Origin of the sequence: Nocardioides houyundeii (genome assembly GCF_002865585.1) — a bacterium.
Taxonomy (GTDB): Bacteria; Actinomycetota; Actinomycetes; order Propionibacteriales; family Nocardioidaceae; genus Nocardioides; species Nocardioides houyundeii.
Window position 1 is genome coordinate 2,743,409 of sequence record NZ_CP025581.1, and the last position, 16,898, is coordinate 2,760,306.

The 16,898-nt window shown below is 71.3% G+C and carries 17 protein-coding genes; 6 read left to right on the plus strand and 11 right to left on the minus strand.

Annotated features, from left to right (window positions below):
* The first annotated feature begins 127 nt into the window (after positions 1–127).
* Together C0R66_RS13150 and C0R66_RS13155 are read left to right on the plus strand one after the other, a co-directional pair.
* Entirely contained in the window at positions 128–2,299 is a 2,172-nt protein-coding gene (locus tag C0R66_RS13150) for a purple acid phosphatase family protein (protein WP_101525082.1), read from the plus strand.
* Positions 2,300–2,407: 108 nt separating this feature from the next.
* Positions 2,408–2,827 (plus strand): CoA-binding protein, encoded by a 420-nt coding sequence (locus C0R66_RS13155; protein ID WP_199286680.1) that lies wholly within the window; start codon positions 2,408–2,410, stop codon positions 2,825–2,827.
* A gap of 4 nt (positions 2,828–2,831) precedes the next feature.
* On the opposite strand, the gene C0R66_RS13160 is transcribed toward C0R66_RS13155, so the two are convergent.
* The 8 genes from C0R66_RS13160 to C0R66_RS13195 form a co-directional block, all read right to left on the minus strand.
* Entirely contained in the window at positions 2,832–3,278 is a 447-nt protein-coding gene (locus C0R66_RS13160) for an SRPBCC family protein (RefSeq protein WP_101525083.1), read from the minus strand.
* A gap of 10 nt (positions 3,279–3,288) precedes the next feature.
* On the minus strand, positions 3,289–4,731 hold the full coding sequence (locus tag C0R66_RS13165) for a heparan-alpha-glucosaminide N-acetyltransferase domain-containing protein (RefSeq protein WP_101525084.1): 1,443 nt from the start codon (positions 4,729–4,731) through the stop codon (positions 3,289–3,291).
* A 33-nt stretch (positions 4,732–4,764) separates the two neighbouring features.
* On the minus strand, positions 4,765–5,280 hold the full coding sequence (gene purE, locus C0R66_RS13170) for a 5-(carboxyamino)imidazole ribonucleotide mutase (RefSeq protein ID WP_101525085.1): 516 nt from the start codon (positions 5,278–5,280) through the stop codon (positions 4,765–4,767).
* Positions 5,281–5,287: 7 nt separating this feature from the next.
* On the minus strand, positions 5,288–6,448 hold the full coding sequence (locus C0R66_RS13175) for a 5-(carboxyamino)imidazole ribonucleotide synthase (protein ID WP_101525086.1): 1,161 nt from the start codon (positions 6,446–6,448) through the stop codon (positions 5,288–5,290).
* A gap of 22 nt (positions 6,449–6,470) precedes the next feature.
* Positions 6,471–6,797, minus strand: coding sequence for a winged helix-turn-helix domain-containing protein (locus tag C0R66_RS13180; RefSeq protein ID WP_101525087.1), 327 nt, complete (start codon positions 6,795–6,797; stop codon positions 6,471–6,473).
* A gap of 127 nt (positions 6,798–6,924) precedes the next feature.
* Positions 6,925–7,911 (minus strand): adenylate/guanylate cyclase domain-containing protein, encoded by a 987-nt coding sequence (locus C0R66_RS13185; RefSeq protein ID WP_199286681.1) that lies wholly within the window; start codon positions 7,909–7,911, stop codon positions 6,925–6,927.
* Positions 7,901–8,419, minus strand: a complete 519-nt coding sequence (locus C0R66_RS13190; protein ID WP_101525089.1) for a PH domain-containing protein — start codon at positions 8,417–8,419, stop codon at positions 7,901–7,903. The genes C0R66_RS13185 and C0R66_RS13190 overlap by 11 nt, the downstream gene beginning before the upstream one ends.
* A gap of 7 nt (positions 8,420–8,426) precedes the next feature.
* Positions 8,427–9,224 carry a biotin--[acetyl-CoA-carboxylase] ligase gene (locus C0R66_RS13195; protein WP_101525090.1) on the minus strand — a complete coding sequence of 266 codons (798 nt, stop codon included), beginning with the start codon at positions 9,222–9,224 and terminating at the stop codon, positions 8,427–8,429.
* Positions 9,225–9,292: 68 nt separating this feature from the next.
* On the opposite strand from C0R66_RS13195, the gene C0R66_RS13200 reads away from it, so the two are divergent.
* From C0R66_RS13200 to C0R66_RS13210, 3 genes are read left to right on the plus strand one after another with little or no spacing between them, the layout of a single operon-like run.
* Positions 9,293–10,888 carry an acyl-CoA carboxylase subunit beta gene (locus tag C0R66_RS13200; protein WP_199286682.1) on the plus strand — a complete coding sequence of 532 codons (1,596 nt, stop codon included), beginning with the start codon at positions 9,293–9,295 and terminating at the stop codon, positions 10,886–10,888.
* Positions 10,885–11,118, plus strand: a complete 234-nt coding sequence (locus C0R66_RS13205; protein ID WP_101525091.1) for an acyl-CoA carboxylase subunit epsilon — start codon at positions 10,885–10,887, stop codon at positions 11,116–11,118. The genes C0R66_RS13200 and C0R66_RS13205 overlap by 4 nt, the downstream gene beginning before the upstream one ends.
* Complete coding sequence (locus tag C0R66_RS13210; RefSeq protein WP_101525092.1) at positions 11,115–11,747, plus strand: Maf family protein; 633 nt, start codon at positions 11,115–11,117, stop codon at positions 11,745–11,747. Before C0R66_RS13205 ends, C0R66_RS13210 begins: the two co-directional genes overlap by 4 nt.
* A gap of 21 nt (positions 11,748–11,768) precedes the next feature.
* Here C0R66_RS13210 and C0R66_RS13215 read toward each other — a convergent pair whose 3' ends face one another.
* Together C0R66_RS13215 and C0R66_RS13220 are read right to left on the minus strand one after the other, a co-directional pair.
* The gene (locus C0R66_RS13215; RefSeq protein ID WP_158648042.1) at positions 11,769–12,224 is read right to left on the minus strand and encodes a GtrA family protein; all 456 of its coding nucleotides are present in this window, start codon (positions 12,222–12,224) and stop codon (positions 11,769–11,771) included.
* A 93-nt stretch (positions 12,225–12,317) separates the two neighbouring features.
* Positions 12,318–13,514: an acyl-CoA dehydrogenase family protein gene (locus tag C0R66_RS13220; RefSeq protein ID WP_101525094.1), complete on the minus strand. Its 1,197-nt coding sequence runs from the start codon at positions 13,512–13,514 to the stop codon at positions 12,318–12,320.
* 152 nt (positions 13,515–13,666) lie between these two features.
* Here C0R66_RS13220 and C0R66_RS13225 point away from each other — a divergent pair, with 152 nt between their 5' ends.
* A complete protein-coding gene (locus C0R66_RS13225) occupies positions 13,667–15,442 on the plus strand; it encodes an acetyl/propionyl/methylcrotonyl-CoA carboxylase subunit alpha (protein ID WP_240311538.1) in 1,776 nt (591 codons plus the stop codon).
* 99 nt (positions 15,443–15,541) lie between these two features.
* Here the strand turns inward: C0R66_RS13225 and C0R66_RS13230 are convergent, their stop codons facing one another.
* The gene (locus C0R66_RS13230) at positions 15,542–16,789 is read right to left on the minus strand and encodes a SpoIID/LytB domain-containing protein (protein ID WP_101525095.1); all 1,248 of its coding nucleotides are present in this window, start codon (positions 16,787–16,789) and stop codon (positions 15,542–15,544) included.
* Positions 16,790–16,898 lie beyond the last annotated feature (109 nt).

The window sequence follows — 16,898 nt, forward strand, 5'->3', positions numbered from 1 at the left end:
GCCTCTCGCAGCCCGCCGTTCGCCTGATGCGGTCCCGGCGTTCGCCTCCCGGTCACCTGCACCTGACTGACTCCGCCTGACGCCCCGCTCCGCGGGACGCCCGAACGAGAGGAATCAGGAAACCCCGATGAGAACGACCTCCCCCCGCAGCGGACCCGGCCGCAGGCTTGCGCTCGCCGGACTGGCCACCCTGGCGATCGCCGGCGCGCTCGCCGTACCCGCCACGGCCGTCGAGACCGGCACCGCCACCGCCACCGCTGCGAGCGCCTCCCCAGCGCCGACCCGAGTGATCCTGACGCCCACCGAGACGCCCGAGACCTCGCAGAGCTTCACCTGGCTCGCCACCACGCCCACCGAGACCAACGGCGTCGTGCAGCTCCGTCTCGCCGCCGGCGGCCCGGTCCGCGCCGTCCGAGCGACCAGCCAGGGCACGGCGATCAACCAGGCCAACCCGCACTTCTCCGCCACCGTCAAGGGCCTGGAGCCGGCGACGGCGTACTCCTATCGCGTCGGCAGCGCCGACGGCTGGAGCGAGTGGCAGATCTTCTCCACCGCCGACCCCACGCAGACGGAGTTCAACTACGTCTACTACGGCGACGCCCAGATCGGCCTGGACACCACCTGGCCCAAGGTCGTCAAGATGGCCGAGCGGACCGCTCCGGACTCCATCGGCTCGGTGCACGCCGGTGACCTGATCGACACCTCCAGCAACGACACGCAGTGGACCAACTGGTTCAAGGGCATGGAGCACTCGGCGGCCACCACCAACATCTTCGCCGCACCCGGCAACCACGAGTACAACGGCGACAAGCTGATGCGGTCGTGGAAGGCCCATTTCGAGTACCCCGACAACAACCCGAACGCCAGCACGATCGGCGACCTGGCCCAGCGCTCGGTCGGCGATGACGACGTGGCACGCCAGTACCAGGCGTACTTCGACCACTGGTCGGACTTCGCACGCGAGACGGTCTACTTCGCCGACTACCAGGGCGTCCGGTTCATCACGGTCAACGCGACCCGAGACAGCGCGTTCCTGACCCCGTCGTACGTGCCGCCGTGCACCGGCACGGACTGCCCCTCGACCAAGGTCACCGACGTGTGGACCGAGTACCAGGCCGCCTGGCTCGACCACGTCCTGGACAACAGCGACTCCAAGTGGAACGTCGTGACGTTCCACCAGCCGGTCTACTCCGCCAGCTCGGGCCGTGACGAGCCGGTGCTGCGCAAGTACTGGGTCCCGGTCTTCGAGGAGCACAACGTCGACCTGGTCCAGATGGGCCACGACCACACCTATGCCCGCGGCTACAACAACGACGACCTGACCGCCGAGCCCGGCGTGACCGACGGCCCGGTCTACGTCGTCAGCAACTCCGGGGCCAAGCACTACGACCTGGAGACCGACGCGCGGAACGTGTGGACCAACAACGGGGCCACCCAGGTGATCAAGGGCGAGAAGATCACCACCTACCAGGTGATCTCGGTGTCGCAGGACAAGCTGGTCTACAAGTCCTACCTCGCCGAGACGGTCCCCGGGGCCTACACGGTGCCGGCCAAGGAGCTCGAGGTCGGCGACGTGATCGACGAGTTCACCGTCCACAAGTCCGACGACGGCCGCAAGAGGGTCGTGGAGGCTGGGGCTCCCGCTCCGGTGTTCGAGGACCTCACCCCCCACCCGGTGATCACCGCCGCTCCGGCGGCGGAGGTCTCCGCGACCGTCGGCGACACCGTCACCCTGCAGGTCGCCGTCGACTCGAGCGTCCCGGTCGGCTACCAGTGGCAGCGCCGGGCCCAGGGCGACTGGAGCGACATCGTCAACCAGGACGAGTCCTCGCTGGTGCTCGAGGACGTCACCGCCCGCGCCGGCTCCTTCGAGTACCGGGTCAAGGTGACCGCGGGCTCGCGCACCGTCTTCTCCACCCCCACCAGGCTCATCATCACGGGTCCAGCAGCCGGCACCCCGACGGCCCAGACCCCGCACGGTGCCATCGGGACCAAGCAGGCCACGCAGGTGGGCATCCGCAAGGCCCGCCTGCAGGTCGGGAAGAAGGGGATGGCCTGGGTGCGGTCCACGGCGGACGGCACCGTCAAGGTCACCCTGCGGATCGGGAAGAAGAACGTGGTCCGCACCGCCCCGGTGCGCGCCGGCGACCAGGCCAAGGTGGCCCTCGGCAAGATCGCGCGCAAGGTCATCCGGAAGACCGGCAGGAAGGCCAGCGTCATCGTGGCCTTCACGCCCACCGAGCGGAGTGTCTATGACTCCGCCCGGGCCGTGAGGAAGTTCCGGGTCGCTCGGAGGTAGTCGACATCTCTGCGTGGCTCAGGCCCGCCGTCGGGTGACATGCCCGGCGGCGGGCCCGAGCAGTCGGGGCGAGGACGACGTTGCCACGTGCCGCGCTAGGTTTCGCCCATGACCAAGACCCCGCCGTGGCTCGACCCCGCCAACATCGACTTCATGCTCGACGAGTGCGAGACCTGGGCTGTGGTGGGCCTGTCCGGGGACCGCTCCCGCACGGCGTACTCGATCGCCTCCCTGCTGGTCGAGCGCGGGAAGAGGATCGTGCCGATCCACCCCGACGCGCCCACGGTGCTGGGCCAGCAGGGCTATGCCTCGCTGAGCGAGGTGCCCTTCGACATCGACGTGGTCGACGTGTTCCGCCGCTCCGAGGCTGCCGGCCAGTTCGCCGACGAGGCCGTGGCGGTGGGCGCGAGAGCCGTGTGGTTCCAGCTCGGGGTCATCGACCAGGCAGCCTTCGAGCGCACCACAGCGGCCGGCGTGCCGATGGTGATGGACACCTGCCCGGCCATCGAGTGGCGGCGGCGGCACTGACCGCTCAGCCGCGCTGACGCCGCTCGACGAGGAAGGCCAGACGCCGCAGCGTCTCGGTGTTGCGCCACGCCAGCGTCGGCTGCCGCAGGGGCGAGGGCAGCAGCAGCGCCGGTCCGGAGGTGGCGTCCTCACGGATCACCACCTCCGTAGTGCCGGCGTCCGCGTGCGGGTGCATCTCGATCTCGACCCGGGCATCGCCCATCGGCCAGGCCCGGGCGCGCAGCACCAGCCGACTGCCGGGCTCCGACTCCAGCACCTCGGTGCTGTCGTCGATCAGGAGCGGCCAGGCCCCGACCGAGTGGTGCAGCTGGGACCCGACCGCCGGCCAGGTGTCGTCCACGTCGCGCATCCGGGAGGCGCCGACCACCCACAGCGGGTAGAGCCAGCCGTCCGCGAGCACCTTCCACACGTCCTCGGCGCTCCCCTTGAGGGTGCGGGTGTTGACACTCATCGTCGCGGCTTCAGCGCGAGGACTCGTTGGACTCTTCGGGGACGCCGTGCCGGGGCGGCGCGTCGGGACCTTGCGTCCCCTCGTCGGCCCGGTCCCCGCCCGAGGAGTGGTCCGGCGCGCCCGCGACGGCGTCGCTGGGGTCGATCTCCTCTCCGGCGTTCGCCATGCTGGCGACCTCGGAGACCTGGCCCTGGGAATCGTCGTTCTTGCCTGTGTCCATAGCCGGGACGTACCCCCGCTCCCCCACCTCATGCGCCCGTCTCGCCGATCGGGCGGGCAGGGCCCGCACGGCCGCGGCCGTGGCGCCGGCCACCGCACCGGCGACGGACTCCAGTGGACCTCGGGTGCCGCGGGCGGCGTACAGGGCTCCCACCGCCCCCAGCACCAGCACGTGGCTGCGGAAGCTCCCGGGCTCCTCGGCGGGCCACAGCAGGTCCGACCGCATCGCCACGTGCAGCGAGTACAGCGTCAGGGACATGGCGCCCGCGCCGCAGAGGATCGCCAGCGCCCGCCGCGCGACTGCGGGCAGGGACGCCGCGAGCACCAGGCAGCAACCGAGCACGAGCATCGCGCTCCCGGCGGTCTGCACGAGGTCGAACGGGGTGGCGCTGTGCGGGGCACGGACCAGCAGCCAGGCCCAGCTCGTGTCGGGCGTGGTGCCGTACATGCCGCCCCGGACGAGCTCCAGCAGCTCGGCACCGCTGCCGGCGGGGCCCAGCGGCGGCGGATCCAGCAGCAGCGCCCGCGCCACGTCCTCGCGGCTCGTCAGCACGTCGGAGACGGCGCTGGCAACCACCGCAAGCACCGCGCCGCCGACGGCCAGTGCGACCGGCACGACCCGCCGACGCAGGTCGAGGCGACCGATCGCCAGGCCCAGCAGCAGGTAGGCCAGCCACGGCAGCGCCGGGTAGTAGCCGGTGAGCAGGAGCTCGGAGAGCAGCCCTCCAGGATCCCGGAGCTGCTCGAAGGAGGGGCTGGCGTAGCCACGCTCGGGAAGCCTCGGCCGCAGCCACTGGGAGGCCACCGGCACCAGCAGTGCCCAGCCGGCAGCCAGGAGGAACAGCCTGCGGGCACCCAGGCCCAGGAACGGCAGCGCGAGCACGAACAGCACGGCGTAGTAGGTGAGGATGATCGCCAGCCCGCTGTCCAGGGCAGCAAGCATCAGTCCGAGCAGTCCCACCAGCAGCGCCCGTGCCACCAGTCCGGCCGACCGGGCCGCCCGCTCGCGGCCTCTGACCGGGTCGCCCGCGCCGGTCAGCAGCGCGATGCTCACCCCCGCCAGGACCGCGAAGAGCGCGGACGCCCGCCCGCCGGCCAGGGAGTGGGACACGGCGAGGTCCCCGTCGGCGTCGCGGGTCAGCAGCACATGGGTCGCCACCATCCCGAGCAGGGCGAGACACCGCGCGACGTCGACCCCGACGAGGCGGCCCTGCGCAGGTCCGGACGGGTTCACCTGCCAGACGGTACGCAGGGTGGGGACGTGTGCCTAGAAGCCGATCCGCGGACGGCGGGTCGCCGACTCCCGGACGCTGCGTCCCTTGGCGTGGGCGCTCTCGGCCAGCGCAGCCTGGAACTCGACCAGCTGCTGCTGCAGCGCCGCGTCCGAGACCGCGAGGATCCGGGCGGCCAGGATGCCGGCGTTGCGCGCGTTGCCGATGGCCACGGTGGCGACCGGGATGCCGGCGGGCATCTGCACGATCGACAGCAGCGAGTCCATGCCGTCCAGGTACTTCAACGGCACCGGTACGCCGATCACGGGCAGCGGCGTGACCGAGGCGATCATTCCCGGAAGCGCGGCGGCGCCACCGGCCCCGGCGATCACCACCTTGATCCCGCGTCCCGCCGCGTCGCGCCCGTAGTCCAGCATCTCCTGCGGCATCCGGTGCGCGGAGACCACGTCGGCCTCGAACGAGACCCCGAGCTCCTCCAGCACCTCCGCGGCGGCCTGCATCACCGGCCAGTCGGAGTCCGACCCCATCACGATGCCCACGTCCGCGCTCATGCTCGCCTCACTCGCTCTCGTCTCCCAGGTCCCCGCGGAGCCAGGCAGCGGCGTGACGCGCGCGCTCCAGGCAGTCCTCGAGGTCGTCGCCGTATGCGTTGACGTGCCCGACCTTGCGACCGGGGCGCCAGTCCTTGCCGTACAGGTGCACCCGCAGGTGCGGGTCGCGGGCCATCACGTGCGGAAGCCCGTCGTAGAGCCGGCCGGCGTCGTGCGGACCGCCGAGGACGTTGACCATCACCGTCCAGCGGGCCCGCGGAGCCGGGGACCCCAGCGGCAGGTCCATCACCGCGCGCAGGTGGTTCTCGAACTGCGAGGTGACGGCGCCGTCCTGGGTCCAGTGCCCGGTGTTGTGCGGTCGCATCGCCAGCTCGTTGACGAGCACCCGGCCGTCGGAGGTCTCGAACAGCTCCACGGCCAGGATCCCGGTCACGTCCAGGGCGCCCGCGATGGTCAGAGCGATCCGCTGGGCCTGGCCCGCCAGCTCGGGGTCCAGGTCCGGCGCCGGGGCGACCACCTCGCTGCACACCCCGTCGACCTGGGTCGAGGCCACCACCGGGTAGGCGGCGGCCTGGCCGCTCGGCGATCGTGCCACCAGCGCCGAGAGCTCGCGGCGGAAGTCCACCAGCTCCTCGGCCAGCACCTGGACGCCCGCGGCGCTCGCTGCCTCGAAGGCGTCACGGGCCCCGGCGGCGTCGCGCACCACCCACACGCCCTTGCCGTCGTAGCCGCCGCGGGTGGTCTTGAGCACGCACGGGAAGCCGAACGCCGCCGCGTCGGCCACCGACTCCACCACCGCGTGGCGCGGGGAGGGCACTCCCAGCTCGTCGAGCCGGCGGCGCATCACCGCCTTGTCCTGGGCGTGCACCAGGGCCTCGGGCCCGGGTCGCACCGCGAGACCGCCCTCGGCCAGCGCGTGCAGGTGCTCGGTGGGCACGTGCTCGTGGTCGAAGGTGACCACGGAGCAGCCCTGGGTGACGGAGCGGAGGGTGTCCAGGTCGCGGTGGTCCCCGACCTGCTGGTCCACGATGACCTGGGCCGCCGAGACGCCCTCGGCCTCGGCGAGCAGCCGCAGCGGCAGCCCCAGGGCGATGGCGGGCTGGGCCATCATGCGGGCGAGCTGGCCACCACCGATGACGGCCAGGACGGGAGCGAGCGGCGCGGGCACGGAACAGACCCTAGCCAGCCGGTCATCCGTGGCTGGCGGCAGACCCCTCTGCGTCCGGCTCGAACCGCAGACCGCGGCCCCTGACCGTGCGGATCAGGGTGGGGTCGCGACTGTCGTCCCCCAGCTTGCGACGCACCCAGCCAAGGTGGACGTCGATGGTCTTGGAGGAGGTGTAGAAGGTGGCGCCCCAGACCTGACGCATCAGCTCGTCCCGGCTGACGATCTCACCGGCACGGGAGATCAGCGCGTGCATGAGGTCGAACTCCATGCGCGAGAGCACGATCTCCTCACCGGCGCGCCACACGCGACGCGCGACAGGGTCAACGAGCACGTCCTGGACCGCGATCACCCCCAGACGTTAAGGAGGATGCGGCGATCCCGCCGCCGAACGGCTCAGCTGGGGGGTCGTGGTCCAGACCACCTGTGCCCGGCCCACGTCGTCGCATGGCGACCTGGGTCCGGAGCTGGGGGACGGCTCAGCGGCGGCTGACCGCGACCGGCTCGACCAGGCCGAACCCGCGGACCGGGCGAGCCGGCAGCCTCCGGGTGACGAACTCGCCGTCGGGGAGCAGCGCGGCGGTCGCCGCGTCGACGATGATCCGGTTGCGCCTGGCCACCGCAGTCAGGCGCGCCGCCATGTTGACCGGGGGCCCGAAGACGTCACCCATCCGGGTCACCACCGACCCGGACGCCAGACCCAGCCGCACGTCCGGCATCCGCGGGTCGCGGCCGATCACCCGGATGATGCCCTCGGAGATCTCCACGGCGCGCTCGGCGGTGTCGGTCACGAACAGGATCGAGTCGCCGATGGACTTGATCGCCCGGCCTCCTGCGGTGGAGACCACGTCGTGGCAGCGCGCCTCGAAGACCTCCACGAGGTCACCGATGCGTCCCTCGTCGATCTTGTTGGACAGGGCGGTGAAGTGCACGATGTCGGCGAACCCGACGGTCACGTGCGTGGTGTGCAGGTCCTCCTCGTTGGCGCCGAGTGCCTCCATCCGGGAGGCCGCCGCGGCCAGGTGCCGACGCCACGCGTAGAGCAGCAGCTCCTCGAACGCCGGGTTGACCTCGTCGACCAGACGCAGCGCGGAGCCCATCCGGCTGCCGGTGGCGTCCTCGCTCTTCTCCATCTCCTCGACCCGTCCCACCAGGGTCGCGACCTCCCAGTCGGCCAGCCTGGACATGGTCTGCCCCAGCGCCCGGGTCAGGGTGACGGCCATGTCGAAGTCGAGGTTGCCCCGCTCGACCAGGGTGGAGACGTGGGCGACCGCCTCGATGTCGGCGGCGGTGAAGAACGCCTCACCGGCCATCTCGGGGAACCCCAGGGCGCGCCACAGCCGACGTACCTCGTCGATCGACATGCCGGCACTGGCCGCGACCTCCAGAGCCGTGTAGCCCGGGCTCTCCCCCAGGATCGACTGCTCGAGCTCCTCGCGGCTCGGCCGGGGCGGGTCAGGCGCCATCATCCGACCGTACCGAGCCCTGGTGCAGCTCCTCGGCAACCTTCAGCTGGACCTGCTCGACCCGGGGGATGTCGTTGACGCGCACCCGACCGTCGGCGCTGGCGTCGGTGACGATCAGGGTGCCGCAGCCGAAGAGCCGGTCGACCACGCCGATCTCGAAGTCGACGCCGCTGATCCGGTTGAGCGGGATGGTGCGTCCCTCCTTGGCGATGATCCCCGAGCGTGCGATGAAGCGCCGGTTGGTGAAGGTGTACGTCGTGGTGAGCCAGCGCAGCAGCGGCAGGAGCGTGAACCAGGCGACCAGGAGCGACGCAACGACGCCCCCCACGACCCCGAGCATGGTCGCGACGTCGTCCTGAACGGCGTCGCGCGCCCAGTTGCCCGCGAGCACGACGGCAGCGACGACGACCACCAGCACGAGCACCGGACCGATCAGGGCCTTCGGGTGGGTGCGGGTGGAGACGACGACGTGCTCGCCCTCGTTGAGGAGCTTGCTTGAGATGGCCATCCGGCGATCATTCCATCTCGGTCGTCGGGCGTACGTGAATGACGTCACCGGCGTTGACGGTGAGCGCGCCGGTGCCGGTGCTCACCACCAGGGCCCCGTGGGCGTCCAGGTCCAGCGCCTCACCCCGAGTGACCTCGCCGCCGGGCAGGTGGACGTCGACCTCCCGGCCCAGGGTGGAGCAGACGTCGCAGTACGCCGTACGCAGCTGGTCGGTGTGCAGCAGCAGAGGCTCGAGCGCGCGCAGGGAGCCGAGCACCTGCACCAGCAGGTCGGTCCGGTCGAAGGTCTCCCCCAGCTCCAGGCGCAGCGAGGTGGCGTTCGCCGAGGGCAGGTCGGCCAGGTCCTGGTTGACGTTCAGGCCCACTCCCACCACGGCCGTCGGCCCGTCGGGCGTCTCCACCCGCTCCACCAGGATGCCGGCGATCTTGCGGTCCTCCACCAGCACGTCGTTGGGCCACTTCAGCGCGACCTCGGGGAGCCGGTCGGCGAGCCCGGCGTGCACGGCGTACCCGACCAGCAGCGGCAGCCAGGTCCAGTCGGCGGGCTCCACCTGCGGGCGCAGCAGCACCGAGAAGGTGAGCGCCACCCGGGGCGGGGTCTCCCAGACCCGGTCCAGGCGCCCACGGCCCGCGGTCTGGTGCTCGGTGACGACGACCAGACCGGCGGGCTCCCCCTCGCGGGCCCGGGCCGCGACGACGGCGTTGGTGGACGGGGTGGCTGGGAGCACCTCGACGCGCAGCGGAGCCGGAAGACCGGCGAGGCGAACGGGATCGAGTGCTGGGCGCGGTACGGGAAGGTCAGACATGGGGACTAGATTGGCCCACGCTCGAGCCAGAGCACACCCCCACCAGCAGAGCCCGAGGAGATGTAGCGGTGAGCGCCGAGACTTCCGAACAGCCCGAGATCGACATCCACACCACGGCGGGCAAGCTCGCTGACCTCGAGCGCCGACTCGACGAGGCCATCCACGTCTCCAGCAGCAAGGCGATCGAGAAGCAGCACGCGAAGGGTCGCCAGACCGCCCGCGAGCGGATCGAGATGCTGTTCGACGAGGGCTCCTTCGTCGAGCTCGACGAGCTGGTGCGGCACCGCTCGACCAACTTCGGCATGCAGAAGAACCGTCCCTACGGCGATGGCGTGATCACGGGCTACGGCACCGTGAACGGCCGCCAGGTCTGCGTGTTCTCCCAGGACTTCACCGTCTTCGGCGGCTCCCTCGGCCAGGTCTACGGCGAGAAGATCACCAAGATCATGGACCTCGCCGTCAAGACCGGCAGCCCCATCGTGGGCATCAACGAGGGCGCCGGCGCCCGCATCCAGGAGGGCGTCGTCTCCCTCGGCCTGTACGGCGAGATCTTCAAGCGCAACGTGCACGCCTCGGGCGTCATCCCCCAGATCTCGCTGATCATGGGCAACTGCGCCGGCGGCCACGTCTACTCCCCGGCCGTCACCGACTTCACGATCATGGTCGACAAGACCTCCGCCATGTTCATCACCGGGCCCGACGTGATCAAGACCGTCACCGGCGAGGACGTCACGATGGAGGAGATCGGTGGGGCGCGCACGCACAACACCATCTCCGGCAACTCCCACTACATGGCCTCCGACGAGGAGGACGCCATCGAGTACACCAAGGCGCTGCTGAGCTACCTGCCGCAGAACAACCTGGACGAGGCGCCGTCGTACGACGAGGCGGCGGACCTGGAGATCAGCGACCTGGACCGCACCCTGGACACCCTGGTGCCGGACTCTCCCAACCAGCCCTACGACATGCACGACGTGATCTCGGCGGTCCTGGACGACGAGGAGTTCCTCGAGGTCCAGCCCCTCTTCGCGCCCAACATCATCGTCGGCTTCGGCCGGGTCGAGGGACGCCCCGTCGGCGTGGTGGCCAACCAGCCCATGCAGTTCGCGGGCACGCTCAACATCGACGCCTCGGAGAAGGCCGCACGCTTCGTGCGCACCTGCGACGCGTTCAACATCCCCGTGGTCACCTTCGTCGACGTCCCCGGCTTCCTGCCGGGCACCGACCAGGAGTACAACGGCATCATCCGCCGCGGCGCCAAGCTGATCTACGCCTACGCGGAGGCGACCGTCCCGCTGGTCACGATCATCACCCGCAAGGCGTACGGCGGCGCCTACGTGGTGATGGGGTCCAAGCACCTCGGCGCCGACATCAACCTGGCCTGGCCCACCGCCCAGGTCGCGGTGGTGGGAGCCCAGGGCGCGGTCAACATCCTCTACCGCAAGGAGCTCGCGGTCGCCGAGGACGCCGACGCCCGTCGCGCCGAGCTGATCGAGGAGTACGAGGAGGCGCTGGCCAACCCCTACCAGGCAGCCGAGCGCGGCTACGTCGACGCCGTCATCCCGCCGCACGAGACCCGCGCCGAGATCGTCCGGGCGCTGCGCCTGCTGCGCTCCAAGCGCGAGTCGCTGCCGGCCAAGAAGCACGGGAACATCCCGCTGTGAGTGAGCAGGAGACCACGCCGGAGCAGCCGAAGACCCCGCTGCTCCGGGTGGTCAACCCCGACGCGACGCCGGAGGAGATCGCCGCACTGGTGGCGGTCTTCGCCAGCCTCGGTGGCGCGGAGGAGCTCGCTCCTCGGCGCACCCCCGAGTGGTCGGCGCCGCACCGGCAGGTCCGTCGTACGTCCCCGTACGGTCCGGGCGGCTGGCGCGCCAGCAGCCTGCCTCGATGACCGCACAGCCGTCCCCCGCCGGGGCGAGCACGCCGTTGGTGCTCGCCTCGGCGTCCCCGGCACGGCTGGCGACCCTGCGCAGCGCCGGGATCGAGCCGCGGGTCATCGTCTCCGGCGTCGACGAGGACCAGCTGGTGGGCCTGTCCCCGACCGACCTGGCCCAGCGCCTGGCCGAGCTCAAGTGCGCGGCCGTGGCGAACCGTGCCGACCTGCCCGCCGGGGCCCTGGTGCTCGGCTGTGACTCGGTCCTGCAGCTGGACGGGGAGGCCCTGGGCAAGCCCGGCACCCCGGAGGAGGCCACGCGCCGCTGGCAGCGGATGCGGGGGCGCAGCGGGGTGCTGGTGACCGGGCACTTCCTCACCGACACCGCCACCGGTCGCTCCGCCGCCGCGACCGCGAGCACCGTGGTGCACTTCGCCGATGTCACCGACGACGAGATCGTTGCCTACGTCGCGACCGGCGAACCGCTGTGGGTGGCGGGCGCGTTCACCGTGGACGGGCTCGGGGGCGCCTTCGTCACCGGCATCGAGGGCGACCACCACAACGTGGTCGGAGTCAGCCTGCCGCTGCTGCGCGAGCTCGTGGGCACCCTCGGCCACAGCTGGCCGAGCCTGTGGACGTCTCGCTGAAGCCCGCACAGGGCCGAGTGCTCAGCGCTTGACCTTGACGGTCCTGGGGAAGACGTACTGACGGAACAGCGCGAACCTGGTCGCGGTGGCGACCGCCAGGCCCAGGACGTTGGCAGCGATGTTGTCCGAGACCGGGTCGTCCAGTCCGAGCACGTTGCGGCTGAACGCCAGGAACGCCAGCGGGATCAGCATGGTGCCGAGGTTGATCAGCACGAAAGCGGTCCTGCCACCGTCGTTGTGCCGCACGTCGCGGGTGCGGAAGGCCCAGTCGCGGGTGCCCCGGAAGCTGACGACCATCCCGGCCAGGTTGGCCAGCACGTAGGCGAGCTCCGGCTGGTTGTTCAGCGGAGGGGTGCCACCCTTGGTGAAGCCGTGCACGAGGCCGTTGAACAGCACCAGGGCTACAAGTGTGGCCAGCGCCCCGACGAGCAAGAACTTGCTCACCTCGACAGCGAACCGGCCGCCGATCGGACGCATGAGCACAGGTTAAGCGCACACCTGCCGGATCCCCGCAGCCAGGGCGCTGATCACTTGATCACATGCTTCCCGGCTTGACCGCGACCACCGGGTTCACTCCACCGGCAGGCCGAGGCCCCGGGCGATGAGCATCCGCTGCACCTCGGAGGTGCCCTCGCCGATCTCGAGCACCTTGGCGTCGCGGTAGAGCCGCGCCACCGGGTACTCCTCCATGAAGCCGTAGCCGCCGAAGACCTGGGTGGCGATCCGGGTGGCCGAGACCGCGGACTCGGTGGCGTAGAGCTTCGCGACGGCGGCGGCCTGCTTGAACGCCGCGGTGGTGACCGAGTGGCCCGCCTCCATCGCGTCCTTCATGGCCGCGGCCCGGTAGGTGAGCATCCGGGAGGCGTCGAGCATCACCTGCAGGTCCGCGACCTGGAAGGCGACGCCCTGCTTGCGCCCGATCGGGCCGCCGAAGGTCTGGCGCTCGCCGGCGTAGGCCAGGCTCAGGTCCAGGCAGGCCTGGATGCAGCCCACCGCGAGGGCGGCGATGGCGACCCGGCCGTCGTCGAGGGTGGCCAGGAACTGGGCGTAGCCGCGGCCGCGCTCCCCGAGCAGGTGGTCCGCCGGGACGCGAGCGTCGGTGAACGAGAGCGGGTGGGTGTCCGAGGCGTGCCAGCCGAGCTTGTCGTAGGCCTTCTCGGCGGTGAAGCCAGGAGTGCCGCTGGGCAGCATGATGGTCGAGATCTCCGGGCGTCCGTCCGGCCGGTCGCCGGTGCGCGCGGTGACGGTGACCAGGCTGGTGATCGCGGACCCGGAGTTGGTGATGAACTGCTTCGCCCCGTTGACCACCCACTCGCCGTCCACGAGCTCGGCGCGGGTCCGGGTGGCCCCCGCGTCCGATCCGGCGCCGGGCTCGGTGAGGCCGAAGCCGGCCAGGCTCCGCCCCGCCACCAGGTCGGGCAGCCACTGCTGCTTCTGCTCCTCGGTGCCGAAGGTCAGGATCGGGTTGATGCCCAGGCCGACCGCAGCCTCCAGCGTGATGCCCATCGACTGGTCGACGCGGCCGATCTCCTCGATGGCCAGGCAGAGGCTGGTGAAGCCGCCGTCCTCGCCGGCCAGGCCGGCGCCGCCGAACTCCTCGGGCGCGGTCAGGCCCATCAGCCCCAGCTGTCCCATCCGCTGGACCACGTCGGTGGGGAAGTGGTGATCGCGGTCCCACTGCGCGGCGTACGGCGCTATCTCGGCGTCGGCGAAGTCGCGGACGCTGCGGCGGAACTCCTCGTGCTCACGGGACAGCTCGAAAGTCATGAGGTCATGGTAGCCATCTGTGGTTAACGATCGCTAACCATTGGCCCTTTCTCCTCCCCCGACTGTCCGCCACCGGGACCGCGGCGTTCGTCGGGTCCACCGCGGGGTAGCCTGCTGCGGTTCGACGTACCCCCAAGGTCCCAGGAGTCCGAGTGAGCTTGCAGAAGGTCCTCATCGCCAATCGTGGCGAGATCGCTGTCCGCGTGATCCGTGCCTGCAAGGACGCCGGCATCGGCAGCGTGGCGGTGTATGCCGACCCCGACCGCGACGCGCTCTTCGTCCGGCTGGCCGACGAGGCCCACTCCCTCGGTGGCGCCACCCCGGCGGAGTCCTACCTCGACATCGAGAAGATCATCGCGGTCGCCAAGAAGTCCGGGGCCGACTCGGTCCACCCCGGTTACGGCTTCCTCGCCGAGAACGCCCAGTTCGCCCAGGCTGTCATCGACGCCGGCCTGATCTGGATCGGTCCCCCGCCCGCGGCCATCGAGAGCCTCGGTGACAAGGCCAAGGCCAAGCACATCGCGGAGAAGGCCAACGCGCCGCTTGCCCCCGGCACCAAGGACCCGGTCAAGGACGCCGACGAGATCGTCGCCTTCGCCAAGGCCAACGGCCTGCCGGTGGCCATCAAGGCCGTCTTCGGTGGCGGCGGCCGAGGCCTCAAGGTGGCCCGCACCCTCGAGGAGATCCCCGAGCTGTTCGAGTCCGCGGTCCGCGAGGCCGTGGGCGCCTTCGGCCGGGGCGAGTGCCTGGTGGAGAAGTTCCTGGACCGGCCCCGCCACGTCGAGACCCAGTGCCTGGCCGACTCCCACGGCAACGTCGTGGTGGTCTCCACCCGCGACTGCTCGCTGCAGCGCCGGCACCAGAAGCTCGTCGAGGAGGCGCCCGCGCCGTTCCTCACCGAGGACCAGGTCAGCCGCCTCTACGAGTCCTCCAAGGCCATCCTCAAGGAGGCCGGCTACGTCGGCGCCGGGACCTGCGAGTTCCTGGTGGCCGCCGACGGCACCATCTCGTTCCTCGAGGTCAACACCCGTCTCCAGGTGGAGCACTGCGTCTCCGAGGAGGTCACCGGGATCGACCTGGTCCGCGAGATGTTCCGCATCGCCGCGGGCGAGGAGCTCGGCTACGGCGACCCGGAGATTCGCGGGCACTCCATCGAGTTCCGGATCAACGCCGAGGACGGCGGCCGCAACTTCATGCCGGCGCCGGGCACGTTGACCGAGTGGTCGCCGCCGAGCGGCCCGGGCATCCGCCTGGACGGTGGCTACGAGAAGGGCGAGACCATTCCGGGCGCGTTCGACTCGCTCATCGCCAAGCTGATCGTGAGTGGCCGGGACCGCACCCAGGCGCTCGAGCGCTCGCGCCGCGCGCTGTCGGAGTTCCAGGTCGACGGCATGCCCACGGTCATCCCGTTCCACGCCGCCGTGGTCTCCGACCCGGCGTACGTCGGTGCGTCCACCCCGTCCGGCGAAGGCTCCTTCGAGGTCTACACGACCTGGATCGAGACCGACTTCGACAACCAGATCGCGCCGTACGCCGGCGACTCGCCCGAGGCCGAAGAGGCCGGTGAGCGCCAGAAGGTGACCGTCGAGGTCGGCGGCCGTCGTCTCGAGGTCGTCCTGCCCGCCGGGCTCGGTGGCCTCGCCGCCTCCGGGAGCGCCGGGGCCAAGAAGCCCAAGCGCGCCGCGGGCAAGAAGGCCGGCGCCGCCGCGTCCGGCGACTCGGTGACCAGCCCCATGCAGGGCACCGTGGTCAAGGTCGCCGTCGAGGAGGGTCAGGAGCTCGCCGAGGGCGACGTCGTGGTCGTCATCGAGGCGATGAAGATGGAGCAGCCCATCAAGGCCCACAAGGCCGGCACCGTCACCGGCCTGGCGGCCGAGGTCGGCGCCACGGTGACCAACGGCGCGGTCATCTGCGAGCTCAAGGACTAGTCACCCAGCACCTCTGCACACGAACGGCGCGGCCCCTCGGGTCCGCGCCGTTCGTCGTCTCCTGGGCGCGCACCTCTCCGCCTCAGGCGTGGCGAGGGGCTACCGGGCCCGGGCGCCGACCGGCGGGGCGACCTCGAAGGTGAACCAGGTGGAGCGCAGCCCCAGAGCCGATCGCACCTGGTCCCCCGAGACGGTGACCTGGCCCTGGCTGCCGACGAAGGTCATCTTGGAGACCCGGCCACCCCAGTCGCCGTTACCGTCGCGGGCCTCCACCACCAAGGTGGTGAGGTCCCCGATCCGAGGCCAGGCGCTCTCGATCCGGTCGGCCGGGACGTCGGTCTGCCACTGGTGCACGGGGTTGCCGGCCCACCCGTCGTACGGGTCCGGGCGCGCGGCCAGGTAGGGCACCGACCCCGCGGAGCTCCATCCCCCGTTGCTGGAGGCGAACTGGGTGAAGGCCGGTGCTCCGTCGACGGTCAGCACCTGCCCGGCGGTCGCCGCCACCGCGGCGTTGGAGAGGGGATGCTCGGCGGAGTACCCGCCGTACACCTGGCACGAGGTGGTGTCGCAGATCTGGAAGTGGCCCGCCAGCGGGTGCGCCCGCTCGTACGCCGCGTAGGTCCGGGCGGCGACCGCCTGGGCGCGCACCGCCTCCGGGCTCCAGGACGCCGGGATCTCCAGGGGCACGACGCCCTTGAGGTAGTTCTCCAGGCTGAGCACGTTGACGGTGTCCCGGGCGGTGCTGCCCGCGCTGGGCGAGGCTGACCGCAGCTTGCCCCGGTAGGTCACGCTCTTGGCGGGGGTCACCAGCGTGACCGGACCCCGGGCGGAGAACTCGGCATCGCCCCGGACGACCCGCCACTGCTTCCAGGCGCCGCGGGCGCGCCACTGCACGGCCGTGCGTGCCGCGCCGCGGGCCACCAGGCGCCACTGGGTGGCGCTCTTGGCGGGCAGGGTCCAGCGCCGGCCGCTGCCCAGGCTGCGGACCATCAGGGTGGGGCGTGCCTTGACCACCACGTCGTCGGTGGTGTCCCCGGTCAGGTTCACCGCGACCGGTCCCTCAGCGGTGCCCCACTGGGTCCCGGCGTAGTAGAACTCCGCGATCTGGGCGTAGGTCAGCCCGGCCCGGGCGGCCCCCTCGGCCCCGTACTGCGACATCCCGTGACCGTGGCCGTAGCCGTGGCCCAGGATCCTCACCGTCGCCACCCCCGGCACGTCCCAGCGGGCGGAGGGTACGGCGGACGGGCCCGCCTCGGCCTGGGCTCCCAGGGGGAGCAGCAGGGCCACGACCGCCAGGACGGTCGGTAGCCGGGAGGCGGTTCGGGCCCGGTGCGGGCGCAGCAGCATGGTGTTCTCTCCGAGGATGGTGGGTCGCCTGAGGCTGGCGTGACTAACGAGGTAAACACACCGCTAGGGACGTCACAACCGGATCCCGGGAACTACCGATCTGTAGTTC